This is a genomic window from Acinetobacter sp. F9 (assembly GCF_019195275.1).
Lineage (GTDB): Bacteria > Pseudomonadota > Gammaproteobacteria > Pseudomonadales > Moraxellaceae > Acinetobacter > Acinetobacter pseudolwoffii.
This window is the reverse complement of the sequence record NZ_CP078068.1, coordinates 2043207-2061027: the sequence shown is the minus strand read 5'-3', so window position 1 is coordinate 2061027 and position 17821 is coordinate 2043207. Positions and strand designations below refer to the sequence as shown.

Genomic DNA, 17821 nt, shown 5'->3' with positions numbered 1-17821 from the left:
ATCAGAGAGGAAAAGCAGATGTTTTTTATTTTTGGATTCGGCCCTAAAACCAAAACTATTGAAAAGAGCCAGTTCCTGTGTCCAGTCTGCCGAACCCGTACAGGCTATGAGCTGAAACAGCAACGTCATTATTTTTCTTTGTTTTTTATTCCATTGATTCCACTTTCCAAGCCTAAAACTGCTTTTGTGACCTGTTCCAATTGCGGAACTGCAATGCCGAGCACAGTGCTTGACCATGCTCAGCCGGAGCCCGGGTCCAACTCCAATCTAGAAGCTTGATTCTTCCCGGCTTGGATTGACCTGCCGAGTGGTCGAATCAATTTTCAGCACTAAACTGATCATCACCGCACAGATAATCAATGATGAACCCCCATAACTAATAAATGGCAGGGTCAAACCTTTGGTCGGTAACACGCCCATATTCATACCGGCATTCACCAGAATCTGTAACAGGAAAATGATACAGATCCCATAGGCCAGATAGCCGGCGCGTAGATATTGATGTTGCAAGGCACGATGTCCGATCCGGATACAGCAGACCAGCATGGTAAAAGACAGGATCAGGATGGTGGCAATACCTAAAAAGCCAAATTCCTCACCTAAAATCGCCAGCATAAAATCAGTATGCGCTTCAGGCAGATAGGACATTTTCTGAATGCTGTGCCCCAATCCAACCCCGGCCCACTCACCACGGCCGAAGGCCATTAGTGCATTCGAGAGCTGGTAGCCGCTACCCAGTGGATCTTCCCATGGATTTGAAAAAGACATCAAACGCTGCAAGCGATAAGGCTCTAATAAAATCGCTGCGGCAAATGCACCGACCAAGGTCATAAAGGCCACACCAAACTGAATCCACGGCGCACCCGCGAGGAAAAACACGCCAAGCATGGTCAAGGTAATCACCACGGTTGCCCCCAAGTCCGGCTCAAGAATAATCAAACCGACGGTCACACCCATAATCGCACTTAAACGAACCAACCCTTTAATATTGTTTCGGACTTCTTCCGCACGGCGTACCACATAGTCTGCGGTAAAAATCGCCATCATCACTTTCGCCACTTCCGAGGCCTGCAAGGTAAATCCGGCCACCCGAATCCAGCGCTTGGAACCATTAACCTCAGTCCCGACCACCAGCACGGCCACCAACAGTACAATGGTAATAATCCACAAAAAGAAAGTGTTATTAAACCAGACTTTTAAGGGAATTTTATAGGTTAGATAGGCGGCTACCGCTGCCACAAAAATCGAAATGCCATGGCGGCTAATATAATGAAAGGCATTTTCATGCATACGTTCAGCATAAGGCATCGAGGCTGATGCCACCATGATCGAACCAATACACAGTAAAGCCAATACACAGAAAATTAGTACATTCCGTGGATTTAGCTCAGCAGGGAGCTTGGGTACCCACTGGCTATAAAATTGGTTTAATTTATTGATCGTAGTCTGAGCAAACCCAGCCATATCACGAATCCTTGTTATTCTTAATTGAGTTCATTCACATACGCAACAAACTTGCGACCACGCTCAGGATAACCCGAGAACATATCAAAACTTGCGCATGCAGGAGACAATAGCACGACATCATCTGCCTGGGTGTGCTTTTGGCAGATTTCTACGGCCTGCTGCAAACTCTCTGCATGAACCAGCTCAGTCGTGCCCCTAATCGCTGCTTCGATGATCGGACGGTCTTCACCAATCAGCACTGCAATCTTGGCATATTTACTCAATGATTCACGCAAAGCCTTAAAGTCCTGTCCTTTGCCCTGTCCACCGAGAATAATCGCAACTTTGCCACCTTGGGCTTCAATCGCCATACCGAGACCATCGAGAGCCGCCAAGGTTGCACCGATGTTGGTGCCTTTGGAGTCGTTATAATAACGTACGCCCTGCACTGCTTTGACAAATTCGCAGCGATGTTCCAGACCTTTGAAGGTTTTTAAAGTGTTTAGCATGCTGTCCAATGGCAAACCAATCGCTTCACCGAGTGCCAGACAAGCCAGGGCATTGGCAACATTATGCGTGCCCTGCATATACATCTCGGTACTTTTTAACAGACGTTCACGACCACGCGCCAACCAGATGCCACCATCGGTATCTTTAAGAATCCCGTACTGGTTCATATCGGGTGCATTCAGGCCAAAACTTTGCATCGGCGTCACATCTGGCACCAAAGGACGGGTCAAAGAATCATCCCGGTTATATACCACTTTTTTCACACCCTGAAAAATCCGGTGCTTGGCGGTGTGATAGCCCATCATATCGCCATGCCGATCCAGATGATCTTCACTCATGTTCAGTACCACCGCCACTTCAGCCGCCAGATTTGAAGTAGTTTCCAGCTGAAAACTGGATAATTCTAAGATATATAACTCAGGATCATCTTTGGTTAAATCCAGTGCAGGACGTCCCAGATTGCCACCGACCGCGACTTTTTTGCCAGCATCGGCTGCCATTAAGCCAATCAAAGTGGTCACTGTACTTTTGGCATTGGAACCGGTAATCGCGACAATGGGCTTATCCGTAGCACGGCGTAAAATCTGGATTTCACTCACCACAGGAATACCCTGCGCCATCGCCGCCTGAATTTCTGGCAATTTTGGATCCAGTCCCGGACTGATCACGATTTCTTCTGCAGACAGCAACAGCTCGGCATCAAACTGGCCGAAACTGGTCTGGACTTCGGCCGGAATCTGGTCATGTCCCGGGGGGGTGGCTCTAGAATCCGTTACTGCAACGCGGTAGCCCTGGTCATGTAAGAAATTGACTGCTGCAACACCTGATATTCCGAGTCCTGCAACGACTTTTAACCCACCACGTTGTATTAACATTTTCGCCCCATATTTTGGTCTATTTTGAAACTGACGAAATGGTAGCACTTTGCTGTTTTGAATGCCTTTTCTGATTGAGCTTTCTGCATATTTTTTTTGTGTCCATGCGTAAAAAAACCGTCATGCTCATGACGGTTTTTAGAATCACAGCAAAAAAGGAACTTATTTCCATTTGACCGCTTGCTGGGCCGGCTTTTCCTTTGCACTTTGCTCCGACACCGGACAGGCACAGTTGCCACCACAGCCTGCAGCCATAGCCGGTTGCAGCCATTTGGCCAGACGCGTCCAGCCTTTTGCTGCGCAGGCATCAGACAGCTTCTGGAAGACTGAGTGAGAGGTGTTCGGAAACACCTTTTTAAATACCACCAGCGCACTCCACAGCACCAGTGCCGCCACAATCAGAATTTCAATCATCTCAATCTCCCATGCATATACTCAGGCAAGCTCAACGGGCCGAGGCCAACCTGAGATTAGCCCAAATAATATGAAGCAATTTGATAAGTCAGGAATGACATGAAATATGCCAAACCAAACAGGTAAACCGTCATGATACTGACCGTTTTCCAGGAACCAGTTTCACGTTTGACTGTCGCCAAAGTTGCCAGACAATGCGGTGCATAAATAAACCACACCAGTAAAGACAGACCTGTCGCCACTGACCAGCCCAGATCACCGCCACTACTGATCAGTGAAGAGAGACCTTCGGACATTGCATCGTCATCTACGGCAGACAGTGCATAGACAGTGCCCAATGCAGCAACCACCACTTCACGTGCTGCCATAGCTGGAATCAAGGCAATACAGATCTGCCAGTTGAAGCCGAGCGGCGCAAAGATTGGCTGCATCAGATGACCGAGCATACCTGCCAGTGAATAATCAATCGCCGGCAAAATCGCACCTTCTGGGGGTTGCGGGAAGGTGCACAGGAACCAGAGTACAATCGATAAGGCAAAGATGATGCCGCCGACCCGCTTCAAGAAGATTTTGCCGCGATCCAGCAAGCCGATCCAGACGTTTTTCAGATCCGGGAAACGGTAGCTTGGCAGCTCCATCAACAGCATGTGCTGGGATTTATCTTTATGGAAAAATTTCAGTACAAAAGACACCGCCAGAGCACTGACAATACCCGCCATATACAGGCCAAATAACACCAGACCTTGCAGGTTCATAAAACCCCAGACAGTTTGCTGTGGAATGAAAGCTGCAATCAGCAAGGCATATACCGGCAAACGTGCTGAACAGGTCATCAATGGTGCCACAAAAATCGTGGTTAAACGATCTCGCGGATCACTGATGGTACGCGATGCCATGATGCCGGGAATGGCACAGGCAAAGCTGGACAATAACGGAATAAAGGCACGGCCTGACAGGCCCGCTTTAAACATCAGCTTATCGAGCAAGAAGGCTGCTCGTGGTAAATAACCTGATTCTTCCAAGACTAGAATAAAGAAGAACAGAATCAGAATCTGTGGCAGGAATACCACCACCCCGCCGGCACCAGCAATAATCCCGTCCACCACCAGACTATTCAGTAAAGGATGAGCAATATATTCACCGAGGAATTCACCGAGCCAACCAAAGAAGGTTTCGATGCCATCCATAAACGGCGCAGCCCAGGCAAATACCGCTTGGAAAATCACGAACATCATTACAGCCAGGCTGAGTAGACCCAGTACCGGATGTAAAAAAATCCTGTCGAGAAAATCAGTACGTTTGTCTTCCTGATCGACGAAATTGACCACGTCGTTCAGAATGACTTCTACCTGCTGATGCGGGTCACCCTTTAAGCCACTCAGTTCAGTCTGCGGTACCGAGAATTTTCCCTGATCCAGGGCATTCTTCAGGTTTTCAATCCCTGAACTGCGTACCGCTACAGTTTCCACCACGGGCACGCCGAGACGTTCAGACAGCTTCTGGGTATTGATTTGCATCCCACGACGGCGTGCTTCATCCATCATGTTGAGTACAACCAGAATCGGACGACCCAAAGCAATCATTTCTAGGACCAGACCCAGATGCAGTTTCAGGTTAGTGGCATCTACTACACATAAGAATGCATCCTGCTGCTGTTCTTCTGCGATTTTACCTTGCACCACATTACGGGTGATTTCTTCATCCGGACTGGTCGCATCCAGACTATAAGTTCCTGGCAAATCCAGTACCCGCACCGCTTTGCCTGAAGCAAGCTGAAACGTACCGACTTTACGTTCAACCGTGACCCCCGCATAGTTACCAACTTTTTGGCGTGTTCCGGTTAAATGGTTGAATAATGAAGTTTTACCGCAATTAGGGTTACCGACAAGGGCAATACGTAATGTATCACTCATGCCGACACCGCCTGTTCGATTTCAATTTTGGCTGCTTCTGATTTACGCAAAGCAAAACGGGTAAATCCAACTTGAATCAAAATGGGATCTCCACCAAAAATACCTTTCGTAATCACCTGTACCTTCGTACCCGGCACAAAGCCTAGAGTTTCCAAACGACTCGCGACGACATCGTGTAGAGCACTTTCACCATCAGTTGTTCGACTCACTTTTCGAATGATGGCAATTTGTTTTGCTTTTAAATCAGACAAACGCACCGTGAAATTCCTGAACTATTTTGTACAGTATACAAACAAATGAGAATAATTAACAAATAAGATTGATTACATGCTGAATTAGTTTTTATATCACATCGACAGTCTGGTGAAATTAAACTACAGTGGAGAATACCTATTAAATTCATCGCTTTTTCAGATCAGATCCTTGCACCCTATGCTGAATAAAAAACCCCGTATTCCCGCCCCGGTTCAAATTCCTGAAGCCTTGAGCTATTTACAGGGTTTTCGTGATTATCTGATTGCGCAAACGGTCAGTCCACACACCCGAAATGCCTATTTATCTGATTTGCTGCAATGTGCAGAATGTCTGAGCAAGCCTTTGCCAGAATGGACCCATGACGATATTTCCGATGTATTGATTGCACTGACCAAACAGCAAAAAAGCCCACGCTCAATTGCCCGCTGTCTGTCAGCCTTGCGTTCATTTTATAAATTTCTGCGTGAACAGAAGCTGCGTAGTGATAATCCGGTGGCAGCGCATAAAACCCCGAAGCTTGGCCGTGCCTTGCCCAAAGACCTGTCTGAAGCCGATGTTGAGGCCTTGATTGATGCCCCCGATATCAATACTGCTTTAGGCCTGCGTGACCGTGCCATGTTTGAAGTGCTGTATGCTTGCGGTTTACGTGTCACTGAACTGATTAACTTACGTCTGGAACTGATTAACTTAAAACAGGGCTATTTACGCATCGTCGGTAAAGGCAATAAAGAACGGCTGGTACCGATGGGACACATGGCCTGTGAATGGGTGGAAAAATATCTGAATGAAGCCCGTCCACAACTGTATAAGACCTCAACCGATTATCTGTTTTTGACTCAGCATGGCGGCATCATGAGCCGGCAAAATTTCTGGTATGCGATTAAACGCTATGCTTTACAGGCCGGAATTGCATCCGAGCTGTCACCGCACACCTTGCGGCATGCCTTTGCAACGCATCTGCTCAATCATGGCGCAGATTTACGTGTGGTACAGATGCTGCTTGGACATAGTGATCTGTCGACCACCCAGATTTATACCCATGTGGCGCAAGTGCGGATGCAGCAACTGCATGCAGCGCATCATCCACGGGCTTAAAATATCTACACATGGAATAAACTGAGAAGTTTGACGTGTTTGTATTTTTTTTTGTTATGCTAATGCTCTGTTTTTAGTCCAAGAAGAAAAGGGTTATTTATGACATTTGCCCGCTCAAAAGTTTTTATGGCTTGTACACTTGCTGCTGGTTTGGGGCTTAGCGCATGTTCCAATTCCGATAACAACACTAAAAAGCAAGATACACTGACTGCAAGTGCACCAGCAACGGGAGAAGCCTCTACCCTGACCGAACGCAATGCACAACAGCGTCTGGTCTCTACCTTGGAAAAGCATTTCAAAACTGCGGGGATCAGTGCCAAAATTACCGATATTAAAACCACCGAAGTACCGAACCTGTTCTGGGTCAGTCTGGAAGGTATGTCTGCGGTCTATGTCACCAGCGATGGTAAATACCTGATTCAGGGCGACGTGATCCGACTCGGTGATAAACAGCTGCATAATGTCAGTGAAAACCTGCAAGCCGGAATCAACAATAAACTCTTTGCCGAACTGAAAGCAGAAGATCTGCTGATCTATCCGGCTAAAGGCAAGGCCAAGCATGTGGTCTATGTCTTTACCGATGTCAGCTGTCCGTATTGCCATAAATTCCATGAACAAATGGATGAAATGAATAGTAAAGGTATTGAGGTCCGTTATATCGCCTGGCCGCGTGGTGAACAGCATATGCCGGCCATGGAAGCGATCTGGTGTAGTGCTGACCGTCATAGTGCTTTTGATCAGGCCATTGCCGGCGCACAGATTAGTGCAGAGAAATGTGAAAATCCTGTTCAAGATCAATATCACATGGGCCTGAATATGGGCGTCAATGGCACCCCTGCCATTTATAGTTCGGAAGGGGTTTACCTCGGCGGATATCTGTCTAGCGCTGAATTATTGAAGCGACTTAAATAACTCATTTTAATACGTTATTTAACTTTATTTTATACATAAAGATATTCTGAAATGACCCTAGAGTCATGGCGTTTTTTTAGCTATGATCTAGGTTCTCGTAAAAAACTGTTTATTTGGAGTGTGACGTGAAACCAGTTCGTCTGGCTATCCTCGGTCTTGGTACTGTAGGTGGTGGTGCCTTGAAACTATTAAAAGAAAATGCTGCTGAGATTAAACGTCGCACCGGTCGTGAAATTGAAATTACCTATGTAGGCACCCGTCGTCCACGTCCTGATCTGGACCTACCTGCATCAGTGAAACAAAGTGCAGACTTGATGGACATCGTGCGTCAACCTGACGTAGACGTGGTGGTCGAAGTCATGGGCGGGATTCATCCTGCTTTTGAAATTATTATGGAAGCCATGAAACATGGCAAGCATATTGTCACTGCCAACAAGGCGCTATTGGCTGAACATGGGAATGAGCTGTTTAAAGCGGCTGAAGACAACGCCGTGCAGATTGCCTATGAAGCGGCAGTGGCTGGTGGTATTCCCATTATTAAAGTGATTCGTGAAGGTCTGGCGGCCAACAAGATTGAATGGCTGGCGGGCATCATCAATGGTACGGGGAACTTCATTCTCAGCGAAATGCGTGAAAAAGGCCGTACTTTTGAAGACGTACTCAAAGAAGCACAAGAACTCGGATATGCCGAAGCCGATCCAACCTTTGACGTGGAAGGTATTGATGCTGCACATAAGCTGACCATTCTGGCTTCATGTGCCTTTGGTATTCCGCTACAGTTTGACAAAGTCTTTACTGAAGGCATTGGCAAAGTCACTGCACAAGATGTGAAATATGCAGAAGACCTCGGTTTCCGTATCAAACACCTGGGAATTGCACGCCGCACCGATGCCGGGATTGAACTCCGTGTTCATCCAACCCTGATTCCTGAAGAAGAACTGATTGCCAACGTCAATGGCGTGAAAAATGCCGTACTGGTACAAGCCAATGCGGTTGGCCCAACGCTCTACTACGGCGCAGGTGCGGGTGCAGGCCCAACGGCTTCTGCTGTGGTCGCAGACGTGGTGGATATTGTCCGTGATATCATTTATACCGAAGACGGTGCCGGAACCATTCCGCAACTGGCCTTTGAAGCCCTGACCGATTTACCGATCTTGAGTCGTGAACAAATGACCACCGGCTATTACATCCGTATTAATGCCGAAGATCAAATGGGCGTACTTGCCGATGTCACCACGATTCTCAGTCGTGCCGGAATCAGTATTGATGCCATCATGCAGCAACCTCGCTTAAAAGACCTTATTCCGATCGTGATTCTGACCGATCCTATCGTCGAATCAAAAATGGATGCAGCGCTCTCACAAATTCAAGCATTACCCGTCATTCATGGCGAAATTGTACGAATTCGTTTAGAATCGCTTGATAATTAATCGGGTTAAGGGGAGTATTTCCCCTTGCCAAGCTCTACACACAATTGGAACATCATCATGTCGAATGCCAATCGTTATACTGGTTTAGTTGACCGCTATCGCGACCGTTTACCAGTGTCTGCAACTACTCGTGCGATCTCTTTGGGTGAGGGTAATACTCCACTGATCAAGCTTGAGAATATTCCACGCATTATTGGTAAAGATGTTGAAATTTATGTGAAGTACGAGGGCTTAAACCCGACTGGTTCATTTAAAGACCGCGGTATGACTATGGCAGTGACCAAAGCCGTTGAAGAAGGCTCTAAAGCCATCATCTGTGCATCCACTGGTAATACTTCTGCTGCTGCGGCTGCATACGCTGCTCGTGCCGGTATCAAAGCATTCGTGCTCATCCCGGAAGGCAAAATTGCCATGGGTAAAATGGCCCAAGCGATGATGTATGGTGCAATCACCATGCAAATTCGTGGTAACTTCGATGACGGCATGCGTCTGGTGAAGGAAGTTGCTGATCAGGCACCGGTAACGATTGTAAACTCAATCAACCCGTACCGCCTGCAGGGTCAAAAAACCATTGCTTACGAGATCGTTGAAGCTTTAGGTCGTGCCCCGGATTACCACTGCCTGCCAGTGGGTAACGCAGGTAATATCACTGCACACTGGATGGGCTATACCGAAGCGGTGGCCAATCAGTCGAAAGAAGAATTTGAGCAAGTGATTTACGATGCTGAAACCGATGCTTTCACTGGTCCTAAACCGGCTGGCTTGCCAATCATGGCCGGTTACCAAGCGTCTGGTGCTGCTCCGTTCCTGCGTGGTGGTCCAGTAGAAAATCCGGAAACTGTTGCAACTGCAATTCGTATTGGTAATCCGCAAAGCTTCAATCATGCCAAAGCTGTCGTTCGTGATTCAAACGGCTGGTTTGATGAACTGACGGATGCTGAGATTCTTGAAGCGCAACGTCTGCTGTCGATGTATGAAGGTGTATTCGTAGAACCTGCATCTGCTGCGTCTGTTGGCGGTGCAATCCGTGATATCAAAGCAGGTAAAATCGCTGAAGGTTCAGTAATCGTATGTACCGTAACCGGTAATGGTCTAAAAGATCCAGATACCGCGATCAAACAATGTGCCGATGCGGTGATGGTGTCTATCGACGCAACCATGGCTCAGGTAAAAGACTCTATTCTGTCGAACATGTAATTTCAGCCAGAATAAAAAACCCTGCATTTGCAGGGTTTTTTATGAGCGCAGAGATTAGATTCGTTTTGGTTGCTGGCTCACCCAGCTCATCAAACGGGTCGCATCATTGGTACGCGCCTGTGAGCTATTTGCACCTAACAGTACCACTGCCACCGGACGGTTATTCAGGGTCGTATGCATCACCACACAGCGCCCTGCTTCATTAATAAAACCGGTTTTAGAAATATTGATATTCCAGCCGCCGTTACGCACCAGTGCATTGGTATTATTCGATTTCAGTACACGATAACCCAAGTTAAAGTCATAGCTTGGTGTGGTCGAGAATTGACGAATCAGACCATATTGAGAAGCGGTATTCACTAAAATACCCAAATCACGTGCTGATGCCACATTTCCAGGGTGTAAGCCGGTTGATTCCATAAAGCGGGATGAATTCATGCCTAAGGCCTTGGCCTTACTGTTCATCGCTGCAATAAATGCACTGCGACCACCTGGATACGTTCGCGCCAAGGCTGCAGCTGCCGGGTTTTCAGACTTCATTAGAGCAAACAATAAAGCTTCGGCACGGTTCATGCTATCGCCAGCACGTAAGGTCGAGCTTGAGCTTTTACAACCTGCGCAAGAGAAATCAGCCTGTTGCAGCGTGATTTTTTCTGACATGTTTAAACGTGCATCGGAAATCACCACTGCTGTCATTAATTTGGTAATAGATGCAATCGGCAAAGCGGTATTGGTGTTTTTGCTAAACAGCACCTCACCGGTTTGCGCATCCATAACCAATGCAGCACGGGCATTTACAGAGGGTTGATTGCTATAAATGTTTGTATCAAAAATCTGTGTTGTTTTTGCTGGTTGCTGAACACTGACCGACTGCTGGGTGCTCGGTACACTCTGACGCAAGGTCGTGGTCACAGTGGCTGAACCGGGTGGCGAAGGCTCATCAGCAGCCACACGGAAATCATCACTCATCAGCTGATTGACTTCCTCAGAAGACCAACTAATGCTGGATCCGCCCTCTGTCGTGCCAGAATTCATAATGATTTCAGCAAAACTTGTCGCACTCATGCTGACTAACACGGACAGGCCCAATACATGCCTTAAAGACTTGTTTATTTTCTTCACTATTTCTTCACTCAACTAACAGAGGTAAGATTGATTTGCGTATTACCTCTAATATGCCTTACATTTAAACACATTGCAGAACATTTTTTGATCTTGACACTGTGTGATAAGTTTCAGATTTTATCTTGCGAATAGGATTGCTAATTTTGTACTTTCATTGCAAGCTTATTTTGCTTTATGTAACAAAAAAATGATTTTTTTAACAGAGGGAGAGCGTAGGTGATCACAGTTTTAGTTGTGGACGACCATGAATTAGTACGTACTGGAATTTGCAGAATGCTGGAAGACCATGCGGAGGTTCAGGTGATTGGACAGGCTGAATCTGGTGAAGAAGCGATTTCTCTGGTTCGTCAGCATCATCCGAATGTGGTTTTACTGGATGTGAATATGCCGGGCATTGGTGGCGTAGAAACCACGCGTCGTCTGCTTCAGAGCGCCCCTGAAACCAAAGTACTGGCTGTCAGCGGTCTGGCAGAAGAACCCTATCCTTCGCTGTTATTAAAAGCCGGAGCCAAAGGTTATATTACCAAAGGGGCGCCGATTTCAGAAATGGTTCGCGCCATCAATAAAGTCATGCAAGGCGGTAAATATTTTAGTGCCGACATTGCAGAACAGTTAGCGAGTTCTTACCTTTCTGATACACAGCAATCGCCTTTTGATGCACTGTCAGAACGTGAAATGCAAGTGGCGATGATGGTGGTGAACTGTATCAGCGCTCAGGAAATTGCTGACAAGCTCTTTGTCAGCGTCAAAACCGTAAATACTTATCGTTATCGTATTTTTGAAAAACTGAATATTGATAGTGATGTCAAACTGACGCATCTGGCCATGCGCTATGGGCTGATTAAACCTTAGCCTTTGGCGAGTCGCGCTGCATATGGCACAAAAAACCAATTATTCTGAACTCAATCAGTATCATTTAGGGATCTGGTATAGTGCGTATCGCCTGCTGATCAGCACTGGCCTGCTGCTGATTTTTCTGCTGACCTACCCCGAGCTAACCGGCGATTATCAATATCCACAACTGTATTATTATGCGCTAGGAATCGGTGTTGCCATTAATACAGCGCAGCTGTTCGCACTGAAATGGATCAGACGCCTGATCCAGCCGCAGCTGATTATGATTTTTTTTAGCGATGTCTGCGTCTTAAGTTTACTGACTTTGGCAAGTGATGGGCCTAATCTGCAAATTGGTTTGCTGTTTGTGATTACCATCTTTTCCGCATCGTTATTGCTGGATGCAAAAAAAGCTTTGGTGGTCACGCTGATTGCTGTGATTAGTGTCATATATCAACATTTTATCGGCAGTATTTTTGCATTTTCTTCCTTAAGCAATATCAGTAATAGTGCCCTGCTGGCCTTTTTGTTCTTTGTGGTCTATGGAACCGGGCAAATTGCGGTACGCCGTTTTCAGATTCTGGAAAACCTGAACTTTTCGCAATCTCTGGAACTTTATCGCTTACAGAATATTAACCGTTATATTCTGGAACAGATCGAAACTGGCTATCTGGTGCTGGATGAAAATTATCATGTGGTCCTGAGTAACCCTGCGGCCTGTACACTGCTCGGGATCGAAGCAAAATTTGCGCATGAGAAATTTACCCTCTACCAGTCACAACCAGATTTATTTGAACTGATCCAGTTTGAAACGCTGGAAAATGGCGAGCGTTTTCAATTTGAATCACAGCAAAGTCGCTATAACATTCATGTACAGGTACAAAAGCTGATTGTGCCGCATCAAACCCTGATGTTATTGGTGTTACAGGATGCCAAAAAACTCAATCAACAGGTGCAGCAACTCAAGCTTGCTGCACTGGGCCAGCTTTCAGCCAGTATTGCGCATGAAATTCGTAATCCATTGGCAGCTATTGTGCAGGCCAATGATTTATACCTTGACTCTGACAATGAACAACAACAAGTACTCAACCAGATGATTGGCCGACAGGCGACCCGGATCGACCGGATTATTCAGGACACGCTGAATATGGTCAAAAATAAAGAAACCCATCCGGTGCCGATTCATCTCAATGAATTTATCCCGTTATTTATCCAGGAAGATTTGGCCGATATTTGCGATCAGATTCAATTTAATATTGATGTGCCGCTGCTGATTCAGTTCGATGAAGCACAATTTCGTCAAGTCCTGATTAACCTGCTTCGCAATGCCATCCGTCACAATTCAGCAGATGCCAATTACATTCAGCTGAATATACATCCCTATGAACATCGGGTCTGGATTGATATCCGGGATTTCGGCTCAGGTGTAGCCATACACGACCAGGCCCTATTATTTCAACCTTTTTTCAGCACCTCGATTAGTGGAACCGGATTAGGACTGTACTTATCACATAGTTTTTGTGAAGCAAATCAGGCACAATTAAACTATATACAACAAGAACAGGGCGCATGCTTTCGCATTAGCTGCCAACGTATTACGGTATAAAGGGGTTTAAGGGAAATGAGTGTGGAACAACAGCCACTGGTGCTCTTGGTGGATGATGAAGAAGATTTATGCACCCTCATGCAAATGTCGTTGCTGCGGATGGGGATTCGTACGCACATCGCACATTGTCTGCAAGATGCTAAAAAATGTCTTGCAGATCATCAATATGATGCCTGTTTAACTGACCTGAACTTGCCCGATGGCAATGGTTTGGAGTTACTGGAGTGGATTGGCCATCTCTACCCTGCACTTCCGGTCGCGGTTCTGACCGCCTATGGCAACATGGAAATCGCGATTGCTGCACTCAAGGCCGGTGCCTTTGACTTTGTCAGCAAACCGATCAATCAGAAACATCTGGAACAGCTGCTACAAAAAGCACTGAATAAACCGGTGGATTATTCCCATAATAATCCAAATGATGCTTTAGAACATAAAATGCTGATTGGGCAATCGATACCGATTCAGCACTTACGTATTACCTTACAAAAAATTGCCCGCTCACAGGCACCGGTTTTTATTACTGGCGAATCGGGAACTGGCAAGGAAGTGGTGGCCAATCTGGTCCATCGCCTGAGCAACCGTAATGAAGGCCCTTTTATTGCAATTAACTGTGGTGCGATTCCCACTGAACTGATGGAAAGCGAACTGTTTGGGCATAAGAAAGGCAGCTTTACTGGCGCCGCTCAGGACAAACAGGGGCTGATTCAATCGGCACATGGTGGCAGCCTGTTTCTGGATGAAATTGCAGAACTGCCACTTTCCATGCAGGTCAAACTGTTACGTGCCGTACAGGAAAAGCGTATTCGTCCACTCGGTTCAGATACTGAAATTGATGTGGATTTCCGCGTCATCAGTGCCACTCATCAGGATCTGGAAGCCTTGGTACAACAAGGCAAATTCCGTCAGGATTTATATTTCCGTATTCATGTGATGGATCTGACTTTACCGCCGCTGCGTGAACGGAGTCAGGATATTCTCTTACTCGCCGAACATTTTATTCAGAAGATTTGCCAGGAATGGGGCATTGCCAATAAAAAACTGACAGAACGCAGTAAAGAATTTTTATTGGAACAATATTATCCGGGTAATGTACGTGAATTGCGTAATATTATGGAACGTGCAATTACCTTGAGTGATGAAGAGCGGATTGATCTTCAGCACCTGCAAAGTGCACCGTTACGTCAGGCTCTTAATAGCGCTCAGGAGATGAATACGCTCACGAGCGAGATTATTGCGACTGACACCCTGATTGCCCCGAGAAAGCTCCCAGAAGAAGGCCTAGAGCTATATTTAGAAAAGATTGAAAAAGAAGTTCTACTCAATGCGCTGAATCTAACGCACTGGAACCGCACACTGGCCGCGAAAAAGCTCGGTATGTCATTCCGCTCCCTACGTTATCGTTTGAAAAAGTTCGGACTGGATACTGAGGAAGACGAATAATTATTTTTGCAGGAGTAGCAGGTCTGTGACGTGTTCCAGATAGCTCTCCTCACGCATTTCCTGCTTAAACGGATAACTGAAATGTGGCTGCACGCCCCGCCCTTCAATCATCTGACCACTCGGACTGAAGTATTGTGCCACTGTCATTTGTAAAGCAGAACCATTACTCAGTGGAAATAGCTTTTGTACCACACCTTTGCCATAGCTTTGCTCACCGACCACCCAAGCCCGGCTATGTTCTTTCAATGCTGCCGTAAAGACTTCAGCTGCCGAAGCTGAACGGTTATTAATCAGAACGCCCACTTTCAGATTCTGAAATTCAAAACTTGGCAGCGCCTGAAATTGCTGATTGCCTTCCGAACGGCTTTGGGTCGAGACAATCACACCCTGATTCAAAAATAAATCGGCCGATTCTACTGCGGCAGAAAGTAAGCCACCCGGGTTATTGCGTAGATCAAACATCACCGCTTTTAAGCGTCTGTCAGAATAGCTTTCAATCAGGCGCTTGATTTCATTGGCTGTATCTTGCTGGAAAACTTTGACCTGCAATACCAGTACCTGATTATTGTGCAGACTGGATTTAATTTCAGTATCAAGCTTGGTATTCCTTACCAGACGAACCACCGGACTTTGCGGGGAAAGCTGTATGCTCAGCGTAGAGCCGACCGCCCCGCTCAATAACTGTCGCACCTGCTCCTGATTCAGGCTACTCAGTACCTGATCATCAATTTTATAGACCGTGACACCATTACGCAGTCCCTGCTTGGCAGAGTCGGCATCGGCGCTCAATCCCTGCACCATCCATTGCTTCATCTGCGAGTTAAATTGCAGATCGAAATCAATGCTGGCCAGATCACCTTCAGTATATTCACGTAGCTGCTTATAATCTTCAGGAGACAAATAACGCGAATAGCGGTCTAAGCCACTGACCAGCCCTTGGATTGCCTGTTGGAACAAGGCGTCGTCATTTTTGTCTTGAATATAATTGTCTTTGACGATGCCGTAAATTTGTACAAATTCTTGAATGGATGCCACAGGAATTTCAGTATAAACCTGACCATCCATTTCCATATCATCGAATACCGGCTCTTTTGAGCCCGCACCCCAGGCCGAATGACTCAAACACATCAGTAAGCATGGTATAACGACAGACTTCCAATGTGTTGTTGCCATTTTTTACCTTTCTTTAAAATCTTATCGAAAATTATTGATTCAGTTCAATCAGGTTGCGACCTTGCATTTCCGCAGGGACTGGAACTTGCATCAGACTTAATAAGGTCGGTGCGACATCTGCCAATACGCCACCTTCTGCGATCGTGGCCTGAGTTGGACCTACATAAATAAATGGAACCAATTCAGTGGTATGTTGAGTATGCACCTGACCACTGTGATAGTCCTGCATCTGCTCTACATTACCATGATCGGCAGTGATAAGCATATGACCTTTTTGCGCCATCACCGCCTCATAAACCCGGCCTAAGCAGGTATCGACCGCTTCGACCGCTTTCACTGCGGCATCAAAAACACCGGTATGACCGACCATATCACCATTGGCATAGTTCACCACCAGCAGGTCAAATTCGCCTGAATTGATCGCAGCGACCAGCTCATCAGTCACTTCATAAGCACTCATTTCCGGTTTGAGGTCATAAGTTGCTACATTTGGTGATGGAATCAGGATACGTTTTTCACCCGGATATTCATCTTCACGACCGCCACTAAAGAAGAACGTCACGTGTGCATATTTTTCAGTTTCAGCAATACGCAATTGGGTTTTACCCAGATTTGACAGGTATTCACCAATCGAGTTGACCAACGCTTCTGGCATATAGGCCACAGGCGCATCAATCGTTGCTTGGTAACGCGTCAACATCACAAACTTGGCTAAGTTCGGCACCACTTTACGTGCAAATCCAGCAAAGTCCTTTTCAACAAAGGCTTTGGTAATTTCACGGGCACGGTCAGCACGGAAGTTCATGAAGACCACGCTATCACCATCCTGAATTTTTGCCAGCTCACCAATGCGGGTGGCTTTGACAAACTCATCCGACTCATCTGCGGCATAAGCCTGTTCCAGACCTTGAACTGCGGTGGCAGCTGTACGGGCCGCTTCGCCTTCAGTCAATAAACGATAGGCCTGTTCGACGCGATCCCAACGGTTGTCACGATCCATCGCGAAGTAACGACCAATCATGCTGGCAATACGACCCTGACCTGGATATTGTGCAAACAGCGCATCCAGTTTTTCCAATGACGGCTGGGCACTTCGTGGCGGCGTATCACGACCATCCAGGAAAGCATGCAAATAAACTTTGACACCACGTTTGAGTGCCAGTTCAGCCATCGCAACAATATGGTCTTCATGCGAATGCACACCGCCTTGAGATAAAAGGCCGAGCAAATGCACTGCACCACCTGAAGCTTTGGCTTTCTCCACCGCATCGACGAGTACTTCATGATTGAAGAAATCACCGGTACGAATGTCTTTGGTAATCCGGGTAAAATCCTGATACAGCACACGACCTGCACCGAGGTTCATATGTCCGACTTCCGAGTTCCCCATCTGGCCATCTGGCAGACCAACATCTTCGCCTGAACCCGAGATCAAACCATGCGGATGCTTGTCCTGCATTGCAGTTAAATTTGGTCGTTTAGCTGCTAAAAACGCGTTGTCTTCGACCGCTTCGCGATGACCCACACCATCCATAATCACCAAAACGTGAGGGATTTTGCCAGCAGTTGCATCCGTCATAATGAAATACTCTGTTC

Annotated in this window: 16 protein-coding genes; 8 read left to right on the top strand and 8 right to left on the bottom strand. The window is 46.6% G+C overall.

All coding sequences use genetic code 11. From position 1 onward, the window contains the following. Positions 1-18: 18 nt before the first annotated feature. Positions 19-279, top strand: a complete 261-nt coding sequence (locus KT990_RS09730; RefSeq protein ID WP_005094432.1) for a zinc ribbon domain-containing protein — start codon at positions 19-21, stop codon at positions 277-279. Here KT990_RS09730 and ftsW read toward each other — a convergent pair. From ftsW to KT990_RS09705, 5 genes are all read right to left on the bottom strand, one after another. Beyond that, entirely contained in the window at positions 268-1464 is a 1197-nt protein-coding gene (gene ftsW, locus KT990_RS09725) for a putative lipid II flippase FtsW (protein WP_005094435.1), read from the bottom strand. The two genes, KT990_RS09730 and ftsW, sit on opposite strands and share 12 nt — an antisense overlap. A gap of 20 nt (positions 1465-1484) precedes the next feature. Then, positions 1485-2831 (bottom strand): UDP-N-acetylmuramoyl-L-alanine--D-glutamate ligase, encoded by a 1347-nt coding sequence (gene murD / locus KT990_RS09720; protein WP_159516341.1) that lies wholly within the window; start codon positions 2829-2831, stop codon positions 1485-1487. A gap of 162 nt (positions 2832-2993) precedes the next feature. Then, positions 2994-3245 carry a DUF6587 family protein gene (locus tag KT990_RS09715; protein ID WP_100355195.1) on the bottom strand — a complete coding sequence of 84 codons (252 nt, stop codon included), beginning with the start codon at positions 3243-3245 and terminating at the stop codon, positions 2994-2996. Between the two features lie 56 nt (positions 3246-3301). Next, the gene (feoB, locus tag KT990_RS09710) at positions 3302-5158 is read right to left on the bottom strand and encodes a ferrous iron transporter B (protein WP_218208709.1); all 1857 of its coding nucleotides are present in this window, start codon (positions 5156-5158) and stop codon (positions 3302-3304) included. Next, on the bottom strand, positions 5155-5415 hold the full coding sequence (locus tag KT990_RS09705; protein WP_004281065.1) for a FeoA family protein: 261 nt from the start codon (positions 5413-5415) through the stop codon (positions 5155-5157). Before KT990_RS09705 ends, feoB begins: the two co-directional genes overlap by 4 nt. A gap of 175 nt (positions 5416-5590) precedes the next feature. Between KT990_RS09705 and xerD the strand changes: the two genes are divergently transcribed. The 4 genes from xerD (at position 5591) to thrC (ending at position 10047) form a co-directional block, all read left to right on the top strand. Beyond that, positions 5591-6508, top strand: a complete 918-nt coding sequence (xerD, locus tag KT990_RS09700; RefSeq protein ID WP_005094442.1) for a site-specific tyrosine recombinase XerD — start codon at positions 5591-5593, stop codon at positions 6506-6508. 99 nt (positions 6509-6607) lie between these two features. Next, entirely contained in the window at positions 6608-7420 is an 813-nt protein-coding gene (locus KT990_RS09695; RefSeq protein WP_005169007.1) for a DsbC family protein, read from the top strand. 125 nt (positions 7421-7545) lie between these two features. Next, positions 7546-8850, top strand: coding sequence for a homoserine dehydrogenase (locus tag KT990_RS09690; RefSeq protein WP_005094444.1), 1305 nt, complete (start codon positions 7546-7548; stop codon positions 8848-8850). A gap of 57 nt (positions 8851-8907) precedes the next feature. Beyond that, a complete protein-coding gene (gene thrC / locus KT990_RS09685; RefSeq protein ID WP_218208708.1) occupies positions 8908-10047 on the top strand; it encodes a threonine synthase in 1140 nt (379 codons plus the stop codon). A gap of 54 nt (positions 10048-10101) precedes the next feature. Here thrC and KT990_RS09680 read toward each other — a convergent pair whose 3' ends face one another. Beyond that, positions 10102-11169 (bottom strand): serine hydrolase, encoded by a 1068-nt coding sequence (locus KT990_RS09680; protein WP_180000940.1) that lies wholly within the window; start codon positions 11167-11169, stop codon positions 10102-10104. Positions 11170-11388: 219 nt separating this feature from the next. On the opposite strand from KT990_RS09680, the gene KT990_RS09675 reads away from it, so the two are divergent. The 3 genes from KT990_RS09675 to KT990_RS09665 are packed head-to-tail and all read left to right on the top strand — an operon-like array spanning position 11389 to position 15052. After that, positions 11389-12024, top strand: a complete 636-nt coding sequence (locus KT990_RS09675; RefSeq protein ID WP_005108454.1) for a response regulator — start codon at positions 11389-11391, stop codon at positions 12022-12024. Between the two features lie 22 nt (positions 12025-12046). Next, positions 12047-13612: a sensor histidine kinase gene (locus tag KT990_RS09670; RefSeq protein WP_005169018.1), complete on the top strand. Its 1566-nt coding sequence runs from the start codon at positions 12047-12049 to the stop codon at positions 13610-13612. Positions 13613-13627: 15 nt separating this feature from the next. After that, on the top strand, positions 13628-15052 hold the full coding sequence (locus tag KT990_RS09665) for a sigma-54-dependent transcriptional regulator (RefSeq protein ID WP_005094453.1): 1425 nt from the start codon (positions 13628-13630) through the stop codon (positions 15050-15052). On the opposite strand, the gene KT990_RS09660 is transcribed toward KT990_RS09665, so the two are convergent. Further along, positions 15053-16225 (bottom strand): S41 family peptidase, encoded by a 1173-nt coding sequence (locus KT990_RS09660; protein ID WP_180049954.1) that lies wholly within the window; start codon positions 16223-16225, stop codon positions 15053-15055. Positions 16226-16256: 31 nt separating this feature from the next. Further along, the gene (gpmI, locus tag KT990_RS09655; protein ID WP_005094458.1) at positions 16257-17804 is read right to left on the bottom strand and encodes a 2,3-bisphosphoglycerate-independent phosphoglycerate mutase; all 1548 of its coding nucleotides are present in this window, start codon (positions 17802-17804) and stop codon (positions 16257-16259) included. Positions 17805-17821 lie beyond the last annotated feature (17 nt).